This window comes from Hyphomonas sp. BRH_c22 (assembly GCF_000961795.1).
Taxonomy (GTDB): domain Bacteria; phylum Pseudomonadota; class Alphaproteobacteria; order Caulobacterales; family Hyphomonadaceae; genus Hyphomonas.
Window position 1 is genome coordinate 77270 of record NZ_LADU01000115.1, and the last position, 15694, is coordinate 92963.

19 protein-coding genes are annotated in these 15694 nt (G+C 63.6%); 11 read left to right on the forward strand and 8 right to left on the reverse strand.

Going from position 1 to position 15694, the window contains the following annotated elements; genetic code table 11:
- Positions 1 to 281 precede the first annotated feature (281 nt).
- A complete protein-coding gene (locus tag VR74_RS16225; protein ID WP_299950871.1) occupies positions 282 to 1034 on the forward strand; it encodes a hypothetical protein in 753 nt (250 codons plus the stop codon).
- A gap of 16 nt (positions 1035 to 1050) precedes the next feature.
- On the forward strand, positions 1051 to 1881 hold the full coding sequence (locus tag VR74_RS16230) for a mechanosensitive ion channel domain-containing protein (protein WP_299950874.1): 831 nt from the start codon (positions 1051 to 1053) through the stop codon (positions 1879 to 1881).
- 3 nt (positions 1882 to 1884) lie between these two features.
- Here the strand turns inward: VR74_RS16230 and VR74_RS16235 are convergent, their stop codons facing one another.
- Positions 1885 to 2940: a methyltransferase domain-containing protein gene (locus tag VR74_RS16235; RefSeq protein WP_045698587.1), complete on the reverse strand. Its 1056-nt coding sequence runs from the start codon at positions 2938 to 2940 to the stop codon at positions 1885 to 1887.
- A gap of 103 nt (positions 2941 to 3043) precedes the next feature.
- On the opposite strand from VR74_RS16235, the gene VR74_RS16240 reads away from it, so the two are divergent.
- On the forward strand, positions 3044 to 4153 hold the full coding sequence (locus VR74_RS16240) for a mechanosensitive ion channel family protein (RefSeq protein WP_299950877.1): 1110 nt from the start codon (positions 3044 to 3046) through the stop codon (positions 4151 to 4153).
- Complete coding sequence (locus VR74_RS16245) at positions 4146 to 4517, forward strand: hypothetical protein (RefSeq protein WP_299950880.1); 372 nt, start codon at positions 4146 to 4148, stop codon at positions 4515 to 4517. Before VR74_RS16240 ends, VR74_RS16245 begins: the two co-directional genes overlap by 8 nt.
- Before the next feature lie 6 nt (positions 4518 to 4523).
- Here the strand turns inward: VR74_RS16245 and VR74_RS16250 are convergent, their stop codons facing one another.
- A complete protein-coding gene (locus VR74_RS16250; protein WP_045698512.1) occupies positions 4524 to 4940 on the reverse strand; it encodes a DUF2147 domain-containing protein in 417 nt (138 codons plus the stop codon).
- Between the two features lie 62 nt (positions 4941 to 5002).
- On the opposite strand from VR74_RS16250, the gene VR74_RS16255 reads away from it, so the two are divergent.
- From VR74_RS16255 to VR74_RS16270, 4 genes are all read left to right on the forward strand, one after another.
- Positions 5003 to 5905 (forward strand): SDR family oxidoreductase, encoded by a 903-nt coding sequence (locus tag VR74_RS16255; protein ID WP_045698514.1) that lies wholly within the window; start codon positions 5003 to 5005, stop codon positions 5903 to 5905.
- Between the two features lie 109 nt (positions 5906 to 6014).
- Positions 6015 to 6851, forward strand: coding sequence for a YbaY family lipoprotein (locus tag VR74_RS16260; RefSeq protein ID WP_045698516.1), 837 nt, complete (start codon positions 6015 to 6017; stop codon positions 6849 to 6851).
- 79 nt (positions 6852 to 6930) lie between these two features.
- Positions 6931 to 7311, forward strand: coding sequence for an MliC family protein (locus VR74_RS16265; RefSeq protein ID WP_045698518.1), 381 nt, complete (start codon positions 6931 to 6933; stop codon positions 7309 to 7311).
- A 56-nt stretch (positions 7312 to 7367) separates the two neighbouring features.
- Positions 7368 to 8264, forward strand: coding sequence for a DMT family transporter (locus VR74_RS16270; RefSeq protein ID WP_045698519.1), 897 nt, complete (start codon positions 7368 to 7370; stop codon positions 8262 to 8264).
- Positions 8265 to 8296: 32 nt separating this feature from the next.
- On the opposite strand, the gene VR74_RS16275 is transcribed toward VR74_RS16270, so the two are convergent.
- The 6 genes from VR74_RS16275 to VR74_RS16300 form a co-directional block, all read right to left on the reverse strand.
- Entirely contained in the window at positions 8297 to 9274 is a 978-nt protein-coding gene (locus tag VR74_RS16275; protein WP_045698521.1) for an NADPH:quinone oxidoreductase family protein, read from the reverse strand.
- Complete coding sequence (locus VR74_RS16280; RefSeq protein ID WP_045698523.1) at positions 9271 to 10305, reverse strand: alpha/beta hydrolase; 1035 nt, start codon at positions 10303 to 10305, stop codon at positions 9271 to 9273. The genes VR74_RS16275 and VR74_RS16280 overlap by 4 nt, the downstream gene beginning before the upstream one ends.
- Before the next feature lie 69 nt (positions 10306 to 10374).
- Positions 10375 to 11028 carry a TetR/AcrR family transcriptional regulator gene (locus VR74_RS16285; protein ID WP_045698524.1) on the reverse strand — a complete coding sequence of 218 codons (654 nt, stop codon included), beginning with the start codon at positions 11026 to 11028 and terminating at the stop codon, positions 10375 to 10377.
- A gap of 74 nt (positions 11029 to 11102) precedes the next feature.
- Positions 11103 to 11786, reverse strand: coding sequence for a DUF6498-containing protein (locus VR74_RS16290; RefSeq protein WP_045698526.1), 684 nt, complete (start codon positions 11784 to 11786; stop codon positions 11103 to 11105).
- 40 nt (positions 11787 to 11826) lie between these two features.
- On the reverse strand, positions 11827 to 12510 hold the full coding sequence (locus VR74_RS16295) for a M23 family metallopeptidase (protein WP_299950883.1): 684 nt from the start codon (positions 12508 to 12510) through the stop codon (positions 11827 to 11829).
- 30 nt (positions 12511 to 12540) lie between these two features.
- The gene (locus VR74_RS16300) at positions 12541 to 13872 is read right to left on the reverse strand and encodes an NAD(P)-binding domain-containing protein (protein ID WP_045698528.1); all 1332 of its coding nucleotides are present in this window, start codon (positions 13870 to 13872) and stop codon (positions 12541 to 12543) included.
- 90 nt (positions 13873 to 13962) lie between these two features.
- On the opposite strand from VR74_RS16300, the gene VR74_RS16305 reads away from it, so the two are divergent.
- Genes VR74_RS16305 through VR74_RS16315 form a run of 3 tightly spaced genes read left to right on the forward strand, consistent with a single transcriptional unit; the run spans position 13963 to position 15651 of the window.
- On the forward strand, positions 13963 to 14451 hold the full coding sequence (locus VR74_RS16305) for a PaaI family thioesterase (RefSeq protein ID WP_299950886.1): 489 nt from the start codon (positions 13963 to 13965) through the stop codon (positions 14449 to 14451).
- A complete protein-coding gene (locus VR74_RS16310) occupies positions 14441 to 14872 on the forward strand; it encodes a PaaI family thioesterase (protein ID WP_045698530.1) in 432 nt (143 codons plus the stop codon). Before VR74_RS16305 ends, VR74_RS16310 begins: the two co-directional genes overlap by 11 nt.
- Before the next feature lie 38 nt (positions 14873 to 14910).
- A complete protein-coding gene (locus tag VR74_RS16315; RefSeq protein WP_045698532.1) occupies positions 14911 to 15651 on the forward strand; it encodes a spermidine synthase in 741 nt (246 codons plus the stop codon).
- Positions 15652 to 15694: the final 43 nt, after the last annotated feature.

A 15694-nucleotide genomic window follows, 5' to 3' on the forward strand; every position in this document is an offset into this window, starting at 1 on the left:
CCTTGGGCGCTGGCTTTGCAGCGGGTTTCTTCGCCGCAACTGCCTTGGTGGCAGCAGGTTTTGCAGCAGCGCGAGCGGCTGCCGGTTTTGCAGCAGCTTTTTTAGCCGCAGGTTTCGCAGGGGCCTTCTTGGCCACAGGTGTCTTTGCCATGAGCAAAATCCTTTGTTAAATCTCCGCAGAGGCGACGGCCTATAACGCAAATCCGCCCCGTGCCATCACACTTTTTTCAGTACGGGTGATTTGCCCTGCGCGCGTTCGGCGTCATATGTCACGTATGCAAATGCAACCGCGACTGATTCTGCTCCTGCTTGCCATCCTCCAGCCGCTGTCCGGCGCACTCGCGCCATTGCTGGGCATCGGCACGCCAATCGGAAGCGCGACACGCGATCTTGGCGCGCCGGAACAGCCGCTGCCGGTGTTTTTCTCGATCTGGAGCCTGATTTTTCTCGCCTATCTGGCCTTTGCGCTCTTCGCCATCTTTCGCCGCGAGCGCTGGATGGAACGAATCGCCCTGACGCTCGTCATTGCCGGCATGCTGAATGTGATCTGGATGTTGAGCGCGCAGCTCATCGTCTCGCCGCCGCTTGATTTTGCGCTCCTGTTCCCGATCGGCGCAGCCGTATGGTATTCCGCCTGGTGTTTCGACCAGATGCGCGGCATGGGCGGCAGCGCAGCGAAACTGACAGCGGATGCCGTCACCGGCCTGCTATCAGGCTGGATCACGGTCGCGGCAGCGATTTCGGTTCCCATCACCATCCGTCATTTCACGACCCTCGGTGCAACCGACTACCCCTGGCTCATGCTGTGGGCGACACTCGTTCCCGCCGCCATTGCCGCCTGGGCCTTCACGCGCTTCATCAGCCGCAGCCCGTGGTTCTTCGTGGCGCTCGTCTGGGGCCTTCTCGGCATTCTTCTCAACAACTGGACCGTCACAGGCATGAACTGGCTCGCCATCATGACCGGCGTGGTGGCCGTCCTCGTCCTTTACCTGCGGATGACACGCGGCGCGCATGGCGCTGTCACTGCCGCCTGACCCTCGGGAGTAATTCATGGAATTTCTGAACAATATCGACTGGCAAGCCCAGTTCACCGAGCATTGGCCTGTCCTGGCCGCTTATGGCCTGAAGGCGCTTGGCGCATTCATCGTGCTGATCGTCGGCCTGCGCATTTCCGGCGCCATGGCCAGCATGGTGCGAAGGCAGGCGATCAAGCGCCCGAACATCGACGAAACCCTCGGCAGCTTCTTTGCCTCGCTCGTCCGCTGGTTCCTGACCGCCGCGACAATCATTGCCGCGCTGCAGCTGTTCGGGGTCGAAGCGACAAGCTTCGTCGCCATCCTTGGTGCCATGACCCTCGCCATCGGCCTGTCCCTGCAGGGCGCGCTCGGCAACATTGCCTCCGGCATCATGATCATGCTGTTCCGCCCCTATGGCGTCGGACAGTTCATCGAGGTCGCGGGCGTCGGCGGCACGGTCAAGGACATCAACCTCTTCCAAACCATCCTGGCCACGCCCGACAATGTGCAGGTGATCGTGCCCAACAGCCAGGCCATCGACGGCGTCATCAAGAATTATGCAGGCTATCCGACGCGCCGCATCGATCTCGTCTTCGGTATCGATTACGGCGACGGCATGGAACACGCGATCGGCGTGATCGAAGGCGTCATCAAGGCTGACAAACGCGTCCTCGCCGATCCGCAGCCCGTTGTCCGCGTCGACAATCTCGGCTCCAGCTCGGTCGACATCATTGCCCGTCCGTGGGTCAATACGCCCGATTATTGGGAAACGCGCTGGGCGCTCACCCAGAACGTCAAGGCGGCCCTCGACGCAGCTGGCATCTCCATCCCGTATCCCCACCAGGTCAATGTGAACCGGGACTAGCGTTCAGCAGCAGCCGCCAACCGGCGCAGGTCGCGGCAGGCCAGCCGCGGCGAACACCTCCGGCGCCGCGCAGCCCGGGAACAGGCCATAGTGCCGGTCGCCCGTGCCCAGCACGTCGAAATAGGGCGCAAACCGCGTGCCCGTCAGCATGGCCAGCGTGTTGCCGCAGACAGGGAACACGCGGCCCTGTTCGATATGGTGTTCACCATCGAGGACGAAAACCTCCTCCATGCCTTCCACGCCGCCGCGATAGATCACCGCCTGACCATAATCCTCGCAGGCCGGCTCCAGCCCGTCCAGCTTGAACAGGCGCGCCGTCACCGAAGCGAACCGGATCGGCCCGACCCTGGCCTTCAGTACAGGGTCCACGATCGCCAGCGGGCGATGATCCACCACGCGCGGATCGCCAAATCCCGCTGCCATGGCCACAGCCTGATAGTCGCCCCAATAGAGCGCACCCGACAGGCACTCACCGTAAAGGACCGGATCTGCCACCAGCGATGCCGGAATCCTGCGGTCGGCGTACACGTCGGAGAAGTAAAGCTCGCCGCCCGGCTTCAGCAGCCGGTGCGCCGCGCGGAACACGGCCGGCTTGTCGGTGCACAGATTGATCACGCAGTTTGAAATGATCAGGTCGAAACTGGCTGGCTCGAGGTCCAGCGCGTCGAGCTTTTCCAGTTCGCCTTCCACAAAGCGCGTATTCGGGTTTGCATAGCCGAACGCCTCGGCATGCCACGCCTCATGCGCCCGCGCCACGGCCAGCTGTTCTGCTGTCATGTCAACGCCCGTGACATGGCCCCCGGGGCCGACAAGGCTTGCCAGCGCATACACATCGCGTCCGGCGCCGCAGCCGAGATCAAGCACGCGCAGCCCATCCAGTTCGGCCGGAATCGCCAGCCCGCATCCGTAATAGCGCTCCGCGACGGCATCGTGCACGCGCGCCAGCGCCTCGCGCACATGCTGCGGCGGTGCGGCGTCCGTTGTGCACGCATCGGTGCGCAGGTCCGAGGAGGTTTGGAGAATGTCACCGTAATATTCCTGGACGACCTGCTTGTTCATGCGCTCACTCCCAATCATCAACCGTACGGCTTGCCTTGTTCCGGGCCCTTCTTCCAGTCACCAATGCGTGAAAGGCTGGTTGAAGCCTCGCGCGGCCCGTGACATGAACAGCCTCATGATACCGGAAATCGACATGACTGGCTGGCCCGCCTGGGCACAAATCGCAGAGCCCCAGGTCCTGAAATGGTCGCTGGTGCTGGGCGCGACCATCCTGATCTGGATTGCCGCCATCGCGGTCAAGCGGCTGATCATCCTCGTCGGGAAAATGGTCACCCCAAAGGACCAGGATTTCGAAGGCTCCAGCTGGGACCTTGGCGCCTCGATCGCACGCCTGTTCGCGCTCATCCTGATGTCACCCCTGCCCCTGGGCCTTGCCGGCTATGACTGGCGGGCCCTGGTCGAAAGCCGGGGACCCGGCGCCGTGGCGGCTGTTGCCATCCTCATCGTCGCCATCATGTTTGCCAACTGGGTCGCCCGGTCGATGCGCAATTTCGGCGGCAAGGCCCATCGCCGCACGGGGGCAGACGACACGCTGTTTGCGTTCGCCGGATCCCTCGTCAAATACCTCATCTTCGCGGTCGCCATTGTCACGGCGCTCACCCAGCTCGGCTTCCCGACAACCTCGCTCGCCGCCGTGCTTGGCGCCCTCGGCCTCGCCATCGGCCTTGGCCTGCAGGACACGATGAAGTCTGTCGCCGCCGGCGTCATGCTCGCCATCCTGCGCCCGTTCCGCATCGGCGATTATGTCAGCCTCGCCGGCCTCGAAGGCGAGGTCACCGACATTTCGCCCTTCACCACTTCGCTGAAACAGATCGACAACAAGGTCGTGATTGTCACCAATAACATGATCTGGGCCGAGCCCTTGATCAACCACACCCACCAGACGCGCCGCCGGTTCGACCTCTATTTCGACATCTCCTACGACGACAACATGGACCACGCGCTGCAGGTTGTTCAGGATACCGCCAACGCTCATTCGCGCATTTTGTCCAAGTCGGAAACCTGGGTCGGCATCCATGCCCTTGCCGACTGGAGCGTGAAGATCCGCCTGCGCGCCTGGATCGCAACGCCGGAATTCCTGCAGGTCCGCGCTGACCTGACAAAGGCGGTCAAGGAAGCCTTCGACCGCGAAGGCATCACGATCCCCTACCCCCACCAGGTCAATGTTGACTACAAGGGCAACACGGCGGTGAACAAGGCGGACCATGAGTGACAGCGAACCGCCCGTCGTAGAACCGCTTCCACCGCCGCCCCCGCCTCAGCCGGCCCCGAAGGCTACGGTCGAAAAGCCCCCGTCACGCCCTGCCCTCATCCGCCTGTTCGGCATCGGCCCATGGGGCGTCGCCAAGCTGCTCGGACTGTGCATCCTTGTCGGTTTTGTCGTGCTGGCATCCAATTTCAATCCGGCCTCACCGGATGTGGACATACCCGAAGCCATCGCATCGATTGCGCGCCAGACTCTGGCGGCGGCCGGATGGGCCATCCGCAATTTCTGGAAACCCGCACTGGCGGGCGCCACGATCGTTCTGCCCGTCTGGGTTCTCTGGCGGCTGGTCAGCCTGCCGTTCAGGAAGTAACGCCGCTCAGCTGACCGGCTTCCACAGCTGCGTCTTGCAGAGCGGGCCGATACAGCCCTTCACTTCCAGCACGCCATCGTCCAGCCGCTTGATGCGCGACCCATAGGTCTTGCCTTCCTTCGGATTGTAGATCGTGCCATCGGCCCAGCCCTTGGCCTTTTTCTCGAAGCCCTGCAGCATGGTGAGGCCGAGAATCTTCTTGCCGTCGGCATCTGTCGCGGTCTCGGGCGTCTTGCCTTCCGAGACACTTGCCGGATCGATCCAGACAATCGTGCCGCACGGGCTGCCGTCACCGCAATCGGCAATCTCAACATGCGAGTTCTCTTCCTCGGTGGCGAACGTGCCGAATACGTCGAGCGGATCGGCCGCCGCACTTCCTGCCGCGAGGGCAAGCGAGACAAGGGTGAAAAGGACGGGTTTCATGGCATACCTCCAGCGACAATCGCGCTATGATGGCTACCAGAAAACGAGAAGGGAGAACACCTATGGATACGTCAAAATTGATGTTCCGCGATGGCCTGATGAAGGATGAACGCATCCTCGTCACCGGCGGCGGCACCGGCCTCGGCAAGGAAATGGCCGAAGGTTTCCTGAAACTCGGCGCAGAGGTCCACATCTGCGGCCGGCGCGGAGGCGTCTGCGAGGAAACGGCGGCCGAACTGATGGAAAAGCATGGCGGCAAGGTCGTGCCGCATGCCTGCGACATCCGCGTCGCCGAAGCCATTACCGACATGAATGACGGAATCTGGGCCAAGCACGGCCCCCTCACCGGCCTCGTCAACAATGCCGCCGGCAATTTCATCTCCCGCACCGAAGACCTTTCGATCCGCGGCTTTGACGCCATCGCGAACATTGTCTTCCGCGGCACATTCTACATGACGCACGATATCGGCACGCGCTGGATCAAGGCCGGATCGCGCGGCAATGTCATCTCCATCCTCACCACGTGGGTGTGGAATGGCGGCCCCTTCGTCGTGCCCTCGGCCATGTCCAAAGCCGCCGTCAACACGATGACGCAAAGCCTCGCCGTCGAATGGGGCCGCTATGGCCTGCGCTTCAACGCCATCGCGCCCGGCCCCTTCCCCACCGAAGGCATGTCCAAGCGGCTCGCGCCGGATGCGGACGGCGCAAAGCGCATGGACTCAGGCGCGGCCAATCCGATGGGCCGGGTCGGCGAGATGCACGAACTGGTCAACCTCGCCGTGCTGCTGATGGGGCCGGGCGCGGAATACATCAACGGCCAGACCATCGCCATTGACGGCGCCATGTACAATGCGTCCGGCGGCAACTTCTCCCAGCTCACCGCCTGGGGCGACAAGGAATGGCAGGCCGCGAAGGACGCCATCACCGCCACCAACGACGCCGACAAGGCCAAGCGCACGGTCTGAGTGCGGAACTTTCCGTTCGCAGGGCCGTTTACACCTGCGAACGGGAACGCATCCTGGCCCAGGACAGAACGCGTCCTCCCGGCAGTCCATACTGAAGGGAAACGCCACAATGAAATTCTCGACCGCCCTCGCCTCCGTCGCCCTCGGCGCGATGACCGCCGCCTGCGCCGTCACGCCCACGTCGCAATACCCGGCCGAAAGCCGCGTCACCCAGCATGTCGTGACCGGCCAGCTCAGCTATCGCGAGCGCATTGCCCTGCCGCCGGGCAGCACCGCCACCGTCACGCTCAGCGACACGACCCGCATGGATATGCCGTCCGACATCCTCGATGAATCCGTCATGAACCTCGGCAATGCGCAGGTTCCCGTACCGTTCAGCCTGACGATCGACGACCGCGACGTCGACCCGCGCGGCCAGTACACGCTGCGCGCCACCATCCGCAGCCCCGGCGGCGAACTCTTCTGGACCACAGACACGACCTACCCGGTCGATCTCTACGCGCCCTATTCCGATCTCGGCACGATCTTTCTTGTCAATGCCACACCCGGCAGTCCCTACACCTCGCCCTATCCCGGCACCCAGTATCCCGAGACGCACGGGCCCGGGGCCTATACCGGCCTGACCGGCCAGGAATGGGTCGTCGAGGATATCAACCGCCGCGGTGTCGTCGATTTCTCCCGCGCAACGATCAATTTTGATTCCTCGGGCCGGATCAGCGGCAACGCGTCGTGCAATTCCTACTCGGCCGGCTATTCGGCGACCGCGCCCCAGGACCTGCGCCTCACCGAGATCGTGCTCACCCGCAAGGGCTGCCCGCCGGCCCTGATGAACCAGGAACGCGCCTTTACCGACATTCTCGGCAGCGCCCGACAGTACACGATCACGCAGGATGGCACGCTCGTCATCTATGCCCCGAACGGCGACACGATCACGGCCCGCCGCTAGATACATGCTGCTCAGGCGCCGGAACCATTCCGGCGTCTGGCCGCTTTGCCCGGGAAGACAGCCAGACCGGAGACACGTCATGAAACGCGCCAGCTCACTCGCCGCCCTCCTCGCCCTCGCCACCACTGCGGCCGCCTGCGCCGTCACCCCGCCTGCCACCAGCCAGCAGGACGACATGCGCATGGAAACTGACCCCGCCTATACCCAGCCCTATGCGTCGAACGTCATCTCCCCCTATTACGAATGCGGTGCCCTCCAGCTCCAGGCGAGCGTTGTCGGCACCACCGCAACCGTCATGTTCAATGGTCAGGTTCACCAGCTTGAACAGGTCGCGGCCGACAGGGGCATGCGCTACCAGTCCGGCATCGGGCCCACCCGCGTCGTGTTCTGGGACCAGGGACCTTTCGCGGTCCTGCAAAAGGGCACAACCACCTATCCCCAGTGCACCCGCGTGCGCTAGGCCGCCCGGGCTGAACAGGCTTTGACAACCGGCACGCCCTGCTGTCCAAGCGCCGGATGGAAATCTGGATCCCCATTACCATCGCTGCAGCCTTCCTGCAGAACCTGCGCTCGGTCCTGCAGAAGCGGCTGAAGGATACGCTCAGCACATGGGGCGTCACGTCGGCACGCTTCGTCTATGCAGCCCCGCTCGCCGCCCTCCTTCTGGCAGGCCTGCTCGCCGTCACGGGCCAGAGCGCGCCGGCACTGAACCCCATATTCATCGCCAGCGGCCTTCTCGGCGGCCTCGCCCAGATCCTGGCGACCGGCCTGCTGATCCACCTTTTTTCCCACAAGAACTTCACCGTCGCCACGGCCTTCACCAAGACAGAACCGGTGCAGACGGCCCTGTTCGGCATCGTCCTCCTCGGCGACAGGCTGTCCCTGCCCGTCGCGCTCGCCATCCTCGTCAGCCTCATTGGCGTGATCCTGATCTCGATCCCGGCAAACCCCGCCGCCCGCCGCACATTCCTTGACCGCAAGGCGCTCATCGGCATCGCATCGGGCAGCCTGTTCGGCCTGTCCGCCGTCGCCTATCGCGGCGCATCGCTGTCGCTGGCGGAAGGTGACGTCTTCCTGCGCGCGGTCACGACACTCGCCTTCGTCACCGCCTTCCAGGCCCTCGCCGTGCTTGCCTGGCTCCAGCTGCGCGAACCTGGCGAAGCAGGCCGCCTGCTGCGCAGCTGGCGCAGCGCCGGCTGGGTCGGCCTTGTCGGCATGCTGGGCTCGCTCGCCTGGTTCACGGCCTTTACCCTGCAGAACGCGGCCCATGTCCGCGCCCTTGGCCAGATCGAGGTCGTGTTCATGATCGGCGCGTCGATCCTGTTCTTCAAGGAACGCATCACCGCGCGGGAAATCATCGGTGTGCTGCTGGTCAGCGCCGGCATTCTCGGGCTCGTGCTCTACACGGGCTAGCGCAGCGCGCCGAAAGCCGGACGGCCAGGGCCTCAGGGCGTCACCACCACCTTGCCGACAACCTTCCGGTCCCACAGCATCGCGAACGCGTCCATCGCCTGCTCCAGTGGGAACTCGGCATGCACGCGCGGGTGCACCTTCCCCTCCCGGGCCCATTTCCAGATCGTCTCGACATTCTCCCGGCCCTTCTCGGGAAACTGGCGGCCATATTCGCCTGCCCGTACGCCAACCACCGAGAAGCCCTTGATCAGCGGCATATTGGTCGGCACGGTCGCGATCCGGCCTGACGTGAAGCCGATCACCAGAAGCCGCCCGTCAAACGCAATGCACCGCACGCTCTCGTCGAACACGTCGCCGCCCACAGGATCGAAGATCACATCCGCGCCGCGTCCCCTGGTCAGCGTCTTCACCTTGTCGCGAAAGCCCTGCGTCACATTGATGGCAAAGTCGGCGCCATAAGCGACCACCTGTTCCAGCTTCTCGTCCGACGCGCCTGTCGCGATCACCGTCGCGCCCAGCAGCTTGCCGACATCAACCGCCGCCAGCCCCACACCCCCACTCGCGCCATGCACCAGCAATGTGTCACCCGCCTGCAGGTTGCCCCGGCGCACCAGCGCCACATAGGCCGTCAGGTAGGCAGCCGAATAGGACGCCGCCTGGGCAAAGCTCATCGCCGGCGGCTTCTTCTGCAGCGACGCGACCGGCACGACGATATATTCGGCAAACGCCCCGGACCGCACGCCGCCGGCAACATCCGTTCCCAGCCGCAGCGGTCCCGTCACACCTTCGCCCAGCGCGTCGATGATGCCGGAAAAGTCCATCCCAGGCGTGAAGGGCGGCTCCAGTTTCAGCTGGTACTTGCCCTGCGTCAGCAGGAGGTCAGGGAAATTGACGCTCGCGGCCTTGACCCGGACGCGCACCTCACCGGGGCCCGGCTCAGGCATCGGCACATCACGGATTTCGGTCCCGGAAAAATCATCCGTGATCGTATGGCAGACAAGCGCCCTCACGATCGGCCATACATGTCACGCACCATGCCCGCGATCTGCAGGCAGGCCCGCCGCGATCCCGGCGAGAAATCCGTGAACGCCGTAAAGGCATGGGCGAGATTGTCATATCGCTTGTGCTTCACGTAAACGCCCTCACGTCCCAGCCGCAGGGCGTAATCGTCGCCCTCGTCGACCAGCGGGTCATGCCCGGCGGTAATGACAATGGCGGGCGGCAGGCCGGACAGGTCGCCGGTCTGGCCCGGCGACAGAAGCGGATCACTGCGGTCCTGCCCCTCCGGCAGGTACTGGTCCATGAACCAGTCCATCGTATCGGTCGACAGCGAGAACGTGTTCGCGAAATCCTTGCGCGACGGGAATTCCTCGACCAGGTCCACCGCCGGATAGATCAGCAATTGCAGCGCAGGGACCGGCTTGTCCTGACGCTTCATTTCCTGCGACACGATGGCTGCGAAATTGCCGCCCATACTGTCGCCGCCCACGGCCGCGACGCCATCGGGCGCGCCATACTTGCCAGCATTGCGCAGTGCCCATTCATACGCCGCGATGGCGTCATTGATGCCCGCCGGAAACTTGTGCGGCGGGGCAAGGCGATAGTCGACGGAGAGGACCGGGCATTTGGCCACGACCGCGATCATTGAACAGAACGCATTGCATGTATCAAGGTCGCCGATCACGCCGCCGCCCATGTGATAGTACACCATCATCGGATGGGCCGGGTCCTGTTCGTCGGGCAGGTAGATCCGGACCGGTATCTGGTTCTTGTCCGGCCCCGGAATCGTCGAGTCTTCGATGATCACACCGGGCTCCGGTGCGGCCGCCAGCATGGCCAGCTGTTCGCGCGTGGCAGCCTGCACCACCTCTGCCGGAAGCGATGACAGCGGCGGCGCCTTGCGCCCGTTCCACGCCACCATCTGCAATTGAGGCTCCAGCACGCGGCCGTTGATCTCGATTGGCTTGCCCCCCGCCATCCGCACGAGCAAACCGTCCGGCAGTTTGAATATCAGTTTCGCTATTTTCTGCTGTAAACTCATGGCCCGGCTCCCAAACTGCCCTTTTCAGGCCAGCTTAGCCCCCTTCCCCGAGGTCCGCCAAGCGCTTCCTCAGATCACCTTGCCGGCAATGTCCCGCACGCCGGCCAATAGCAGGGCTGCTGCAAATCGCGTGGCCGCACCGGCATCGACCGGGCGGCGATGCAGCATATGGTCGCCCATCTCCCGGGCGATACCGATTGCCGCCGCCGTGAGATAGTCGATATCGATCACCGGCGCCCCGGCCGCCGACAGGACATGATCGAGGTCAGACCGGATCTCGTCGGCAATGGCCAGCATTTCCGGCGTATCCACACGCACGCCGATCAGCGCCAGGTGCGGCGCACCGCCCTTGATCGCCTCTGCATTTTCGGCCGCAATGAAGCTGAAATAGGCGTGATAGGCTTGGTGGATATAGTCCTCGAACGTGGTCGCCCTGGCCCGCACATCGCTCAGGTGGGCCCGGAAACGATGGGTCGAGTCCTCCGCAATGGCCTCGAACACTTCTTCCTTGGACTTGAAGTAATTGTAGAATGTCCCGGCAGCGAGGTCGGTTTCGCGGATGATGTCGCGCACGGTCGTGGCATCAAAGCCGATCCGCGCAAACACGCGCCGCCCGGCGTCGAGAATCGCCCGGCGGTTGGCGGCCTTGGATTTGGCGCGCTTTCCGGTTCCGATTCCGGCTGCGGCGCCGCTTCCGGCAAGGGTCTTGATGGCAGGGGGCATTCCATATCCTTTGTTGCCGCCTCAGGCGGTTCAGCGGGCTTACCTAGCGCAACCCGTCATCAAACGTCAACTTTTTACAATGCTTGCGCGAATGTGTCTGCAAGTTTGCCCAGTTGGCCCTCAAGGCGCATGCGGCGCAGCACAGACAGCACGATCCCGAACACGACCCGGATCAGGATCAGCACCAGCACGCCCAGCAGCGGCTGCTGCGTCGCAATCGACAGGAAGGCGCCGAGAATGATCGCCACATGCAGCGTCACGATGCGGCCATAGGGGGCAAACATCTCGGCGGCCGGATTCGTCCGGCGCAGCTCGCCCTTGCCGATGAAGTCGATGAGATAGAACACCATGTTTGACGCCGCAATCACCGCCACGAACCAGGCCATGCCCTCGCCGGACCCCAGCGCCCAGTTCACAACGTCCATATAGCCATCGCCGCCCCCGGCGCCCGAGAATGACTTGATGAAGATGCCATGCCCGTAACAGAACATGCCGTAATGCAGCGTGAAGAACGGGATCATGAACAGGGCCAGCAGCAGGTTCCCGAGGCCCGTCACCGCGCTGCCCGCCAGCCGCAGTATCGTATACCCGCCAATCACGAGGTTCTCGAGCCAGTACAGCGCCACCAGCGGTGTCGGCCCCCACTGGAACAGGATAATCGCGATGATCGGCACCAGGTCGGTGCCAAGGCTCAGCCAGGCCAGCGGGTCGCGATAGGTCCGCGCCACCAGCGACGGATCGAAAAAGCGGCTAGTCATGCCGCCCTGCCTGTCAGCTCCATTGTCCCCCGCTCCCCGTTCAAGACCCCGCGAACGTCAGTTCATAGGCGGGAAAGCTGAACGGGTCACGCACGTCCAGCCCCTTGGAGCCGCGGGGATTATGATAATTCCCGGTCAGGATTTCGTAATGCAGGTGAACGGCCGTCGCATTGCCGGAATCGCCCATCTGGCCAACCGGCTGGCCAAAGCCGATCTCGCGGCCCACCGCCACGCTCGGTTCGAAATGCGCCAGATGGGCATAGCGCGTGTACACGCCCTTGCCATGATCGATCAGCACCTGCCAGCCATAGCCGTCCGAATGGCGCGCCTCGATGATCCGGCCCGGCGCTGCGGCATAGACCGGCCCGGCCGGGCGCCGCGTCAGATCGACCCCCTCGTGAATCCGCCCGCCGCGAAAGCCGAAACCCGATGACAGGCAGGCATCATTGGTCGGCACCGTCACCAGAACCACAGTGTTGACCACGATCACCGGCTTGAAATCCTGCACCCAGCCGCCCGGATAGAAGGGCGGCGAATTGCTCACCGACATGCCGTTACACACCTGCAGGTACTGGTTTGGCTGGTAAGGCCCCTGCACCGGATTGTGCGGATCACCCGGCGGGCCGTAATTCACCACGACACGCGGCGCGGCCGCCCGTGGCGGCGCAGAGGCACACGCGGCGGCCACCAGGAGCAGCATCAGGGCTGAAAACAGACGCAACATCGCAGCGACTATACCCCGGCAATCTTAATATCAGGCAACCACGCCTGCGCGTTTTGCGCCGCGCTTCAATTCTTTCAGCAAATCCGCGACATAGACGCCGAAATCCACCTGCATCCGGTGGCGCGGACTGTCATAGAAGTGGCCAAGGTGTTCCTTCTCGTCCGCCATCGTCACCCGCTCCATCTCGGCCGCGTCCGGGAAGGCATATTCCCCCGTCAGCGCCGCCGCGACCAGTTTCGACTGCTGCTCGGCAAAGTTCACCAATGTCGGCAGCGGCTGGGCGAGGCCGAGGAAGAACAGGTTTTCAAAGCCCGGCTTCACCATCCGCTTGTACAGCGGGAATGTATTGTCCTGCGGCGTCAGTTCGGGCTGTTTCAGGAACGGGAAGGTCACATTATACCCCGTCGCCCAGACGATCGCGTCGACCTTTTCGCGGCTGCCATCGCTGAACACCACGCCATCGCCGTCCAGCCGCTCGATCCCGCCCTTGGGCAGGATATCGCCGCAGCCGACCCGCGTCAGGAACTCGCCAGACACCGAGGGATGCCCGTCCAGCGGCTCATGGTCAGGCTTCGGCAGGCCATAATCCTCCATCATGCCAATGGTCTTCTTGATCTTGGCCCGCGCCAGCTTGCGGCCGAGCTTTGACGGCAGCCAGGCAGGCAGCGCCGCCTTGTCGGCCGGTGTCCCGTCCATGTATTTCGGCAGCACCCACACGCCGCGCCGCATCGAGATGAACAGCTTGTTCGCAATCGGCCGCTGCGACAGTTCCGACGAAATATCCATCGCCGAATTGCCGGCGCCGACAATCATCACGTTCTTGCCCCGGAAGTCATACGGCTCGAACGGGTCGCGATAATGGTGGGAATGCACCTGGTAACCATCGAAATGCCCGGGATAGGTCGGCATCCGCGCATCCCAGTGATGGCCATTGGCCACCGCTACGGCGTCATATTCACGGGTCTCCCCGGTCGACAGGGTCACCTTCCAGCGCCGGTTCGGCAGGCGCGCCACATCCGTCACCGCCGTGTTGAACGTGATCGTCTCCCGCAGGCCGAAATGGTCCACATAGTCATGGAAATACTGCAACAGCTGGGCATGGTGGGGGAAATCCGGCCAGTCCTCCGGCACGGGATAATCCTCGAAGGCCAGGCGCCACTTCGACGTGTCGATATGCAGGCTCTGGTAACAGGACGAGGTGCCGTTCGGATTCTTATAATACCAGTTGCCGCCAATATTGTCCGACATCTCGAAACAGTCATAGGGCAGGCCCTTGTCCTTCAGTCGCTTGGCCATGGTAAAGCCCGAGCACCCGGCCCCGATGATGCAGGTCTTCGGTTTCGTGCTGCCGTCAAATGCCATTTGGCATGTCCTCCCTTGCGTGAAGTGTTCCCACGGTCCTGACCAGATGTTATCCGGGGCGGATCGAACGTCAAATGAAGAGGCCTGCACATGAGCAATGACGCGACGTCAGCCCCGATTCCGCTGGAATTGATGCAGGGGAACCTCGACATGATCTCGGGTGTCATCCCGTGGGGGCGCCGTCTCGGCTTCCGCATGACCAAGGTGGAAAAGGGCCATGTCTGGGGCGTCCAGCCCTGGAAGGACCGCCTCGTCGGCGACCCGGATACCGGCGTCATCCATGGCGGCGTGCTGACCGCCTTTCTTGACAATCTCTGCGGCACGGCGGCCGGTTCGGCCATGGAACGCGCCCGCTTTGTCGCCACGCTCGACCTGCGCATCGACTATATGCGCCCGGCCGAACCGCGCCGCGACATTCTCGGCGAGGCCGAGTGCTATCATGTCACCCGCTCGATCTGCTTCACCCGCGCCTGGGCCTATCACGAGACACGCGACAAGGTCATCGCCACCGCAGCCGGGGCCTTTGCCATCACCAAGCCGCGCCCGCCTTCGACCATGGGAGGCCAGGATGACGCGTGAAACCGTGCTCAGCCGCGCCGACCAGGTTACCACCTTCATCGCCCGCACACCTTTCGCGCAGGAACTTGGCATGCATTGCGAAGTCATGGGCGACGAGATGACCGCCGTGCTGCCCTTTCAGGACAAGCTGATCGGCAATGTCGCCATCCGTGCCATCCATGGCGGCGCCATCGGGGCCTTTCTCGAGATCACGGCCATGGCGCAGGTCTTCCTCGTCACCGAACACCTCACCCGCCCGCCGCGGCCGATCAACCTTACCATCGACTATTTGCGCCAGGCCCACGCCAAAAACCTCTATGCCCGCGCCCACATCACCAAGATGGGCCGGCGCATGTGCTCGGTCCATGCCGAAGCCTGGCAGGACGAAAAGTCCAAACCCGTCACCACACTGATGGCCCATTTCATGGTCAGCGGCGACTGAGACGGCCGGGGATGCCCCCGCAGCAAGGACGCCCGCCCATGAGCCGCCTGTTTGAAGAACTCGACTATCGCGACACGCCGATCGGGCCGATCAGCCTGCGCCGGCGGTTTCACCCTCTGCTGAAAGTGGACGTGTTCGAAATCATCCTCGGCGACGAGCACCTGATGTCGAACATTTTCACCGTGTCGGAAATCGCCCTCGCCCGCCTCGGCCTCGACACGCTCGCCAGCCTCAATCCCGATACGGATGAGACATGGGATGTCGTCGTCGGCGGCCTCGGTCTCGGCTACACGGCAGGCGCCGTGCTGGAGTATCCCCGCGTTGCCTCGCTGCGTGTGGTCGAGATGCTGGACGCGGTGGCCGACTGGCACGATGCCGGGCTGGTGCCGCTCGACCCGCCGCTGAGCGCGGACCCACGCTGCCAGATCGTGCGCGATGACTTCTTCGCCCTCGCCCGGTCCGGCACCGGCTTCGATGCGGACAATCCGGGCCGCCAGTTCCACGCCATCCTGATCGACATCGACCATACGCCCGACTGGCTGCTGGATGCGCGCAGCGGCCATTTCTACAGCGAAGCGGGCCTGCAGCAGTTGATGACGCACCTGAAGCCCGGCGGCCTGATGGGGCTCTGGTCGGATGTCACCCCCGACAGCGATTTCGTGCAGCGCCTGTCCGGCGTCTTCGCAAAAGCCTGGGCCGAACCGGTGACCTTCTACAATCCCCTGCAGGACAAGCACCACACCCAAACCATCTATCTCGCCCTCAAACAGGCCCTCTAAAAGCCCCTCTCCCTTGGGAGAGGGAGGCGCGCCGACCCTTCAT

What these genes read in the sequence shown, in the direction of transcription:
- VR74_RS16300 (WP_045698528.1), bottom strand. Translation starts at nt 13,872, where the DNA reads ATGGCATTTGACGGCAGCACGAAACCGAAGACCTGCATCATCGGGGCC.
- VR74_RS16270 (WP_045698519.1), top strand. Translation starts at nt 7,368, where the DNA reads ATGGAAATCTGGATCCCCATTACCATCGCTGCAGCCTTCCTGCAGAAC.
- VR74_RS16285 (WP_045698524.1), bottom strand. Translation starts at nt 11,028, where the DNA reads ATGCCCCCTGCCATCAAGACCCTTGCCGGAAGCGGCGCCGCAGCCGGA.
- VR74_RS16230 (WP_299950874.1), top strand. Translation starts at nt 1,051, where the DNA reads ATGGAATTTCTGAACAATATCGACTGGCAAGCCCAGTTCACCGAGCAT.
- VR74_RS16225 (WP_299950871.1), top strand. Translation starts at nt 282, where the DNA reads ATGCAACCGCGACTGATTCTGCTCCTGCTTGCCATCCTCCAGCCGCTG.
- VR74_RS16255 (WP_045698514.1), top strand. Translation starts at nt 5,003, where the DNA reads ATGGATACGTCAAAATTGATGTTCCGCGATGGCCTGATGAAGGATGAA.
- VR74_RS16245 (WP_299950880.1), top strand. Translation starts at nt 4,146, where the DNA reads ATGAGTGACAGCGAACCGCCCGTCGTAGAACCGCTTCCACCGCCGCCC.
- VR74_RS16290 (WP_045698526.1), bottom strand. Translation starts at nt 11,786, where the DNA reads ATGACTAGCCGCTTTTTCGATCCGTCGCTGGTGGCGCGGACCTATCGC.
- VR74_RS16250 (WP_045698512.1), bottom strand. Translation starts at nt 4,940, where the DNA reads ATGAAACCCGTCCTTTTCACCCTTGTCTCGCTTGCCCTCGCGGCAGGA.
- VR74_RS16295 (WP_299950883.1), bottom strand. Translation starts at nt 12,510, where the DNA reads ATGTTGCGTCTGTTTTCAGCCCTGATGCTGCTCCTGGTGGCCGCCGCG.
- VR74_RS16305 (WP_299950886.1), top strand. Translation starts at nt 13,963, where the DNA reads ATGAGCAATGACGCGACGTCAGCCCCGATTCCGCTGGAATTGATGCAG.
- VR74_RS16310 (WP_045698530.1), top strand. Translation starts at nt 14,441, where the DNA reads ATGACGCGTGAAACCGTGCTCAGCCGCGCCGACCAGGTTACCACCTTC.
- VR74_RS16260 (WP_045698516.1), top strand. Translation starts at nt 6,015, where the DNA reads ATGAAATTCTCGACCGCCCTCGCCTCCGTCGCCCTCGGCGCGATGACC.
- VR74_RS16315 (WP_045698532.1), top strand. Translation starts at nt 14,911, where the DNA reads ATGAGCCGCCTGTTTGAAGAACTCGACTATCGCGACACGCCGATCGGG.
- VR74_RS16240 (WP_299950877.1), top strand. Translation starts at nt 3,044, where the DNA reads ATGAACAGCCTCATGATACCGGAAATCGACATGACTGGCTGGCCCGCC.
- VR74_RS16280 (WP_045698523.1), bottom strand. Translation starts at nt 10,305, where the DNA reads ATGAGTTTACAGCAGAAAATAGCGAAACTGATATTCAAACTGCCGGAC.
- VR74_RS16265 (WP_045698518.1), top strand. Translation starts at nt 6,931, where the DNA reads ATGAAACGCGCCAGCTCACTCGCCGCCCTCCTCGCCCTCGCCACCACT.
- VR74_RS16235 (WP_045698587.1), bottom strand. Translation starts at nt 2,940, where the DNA reads ATGAACAAGCAGGTCGTCCAGGAATATTACGGTGACATTCTCCAAACC.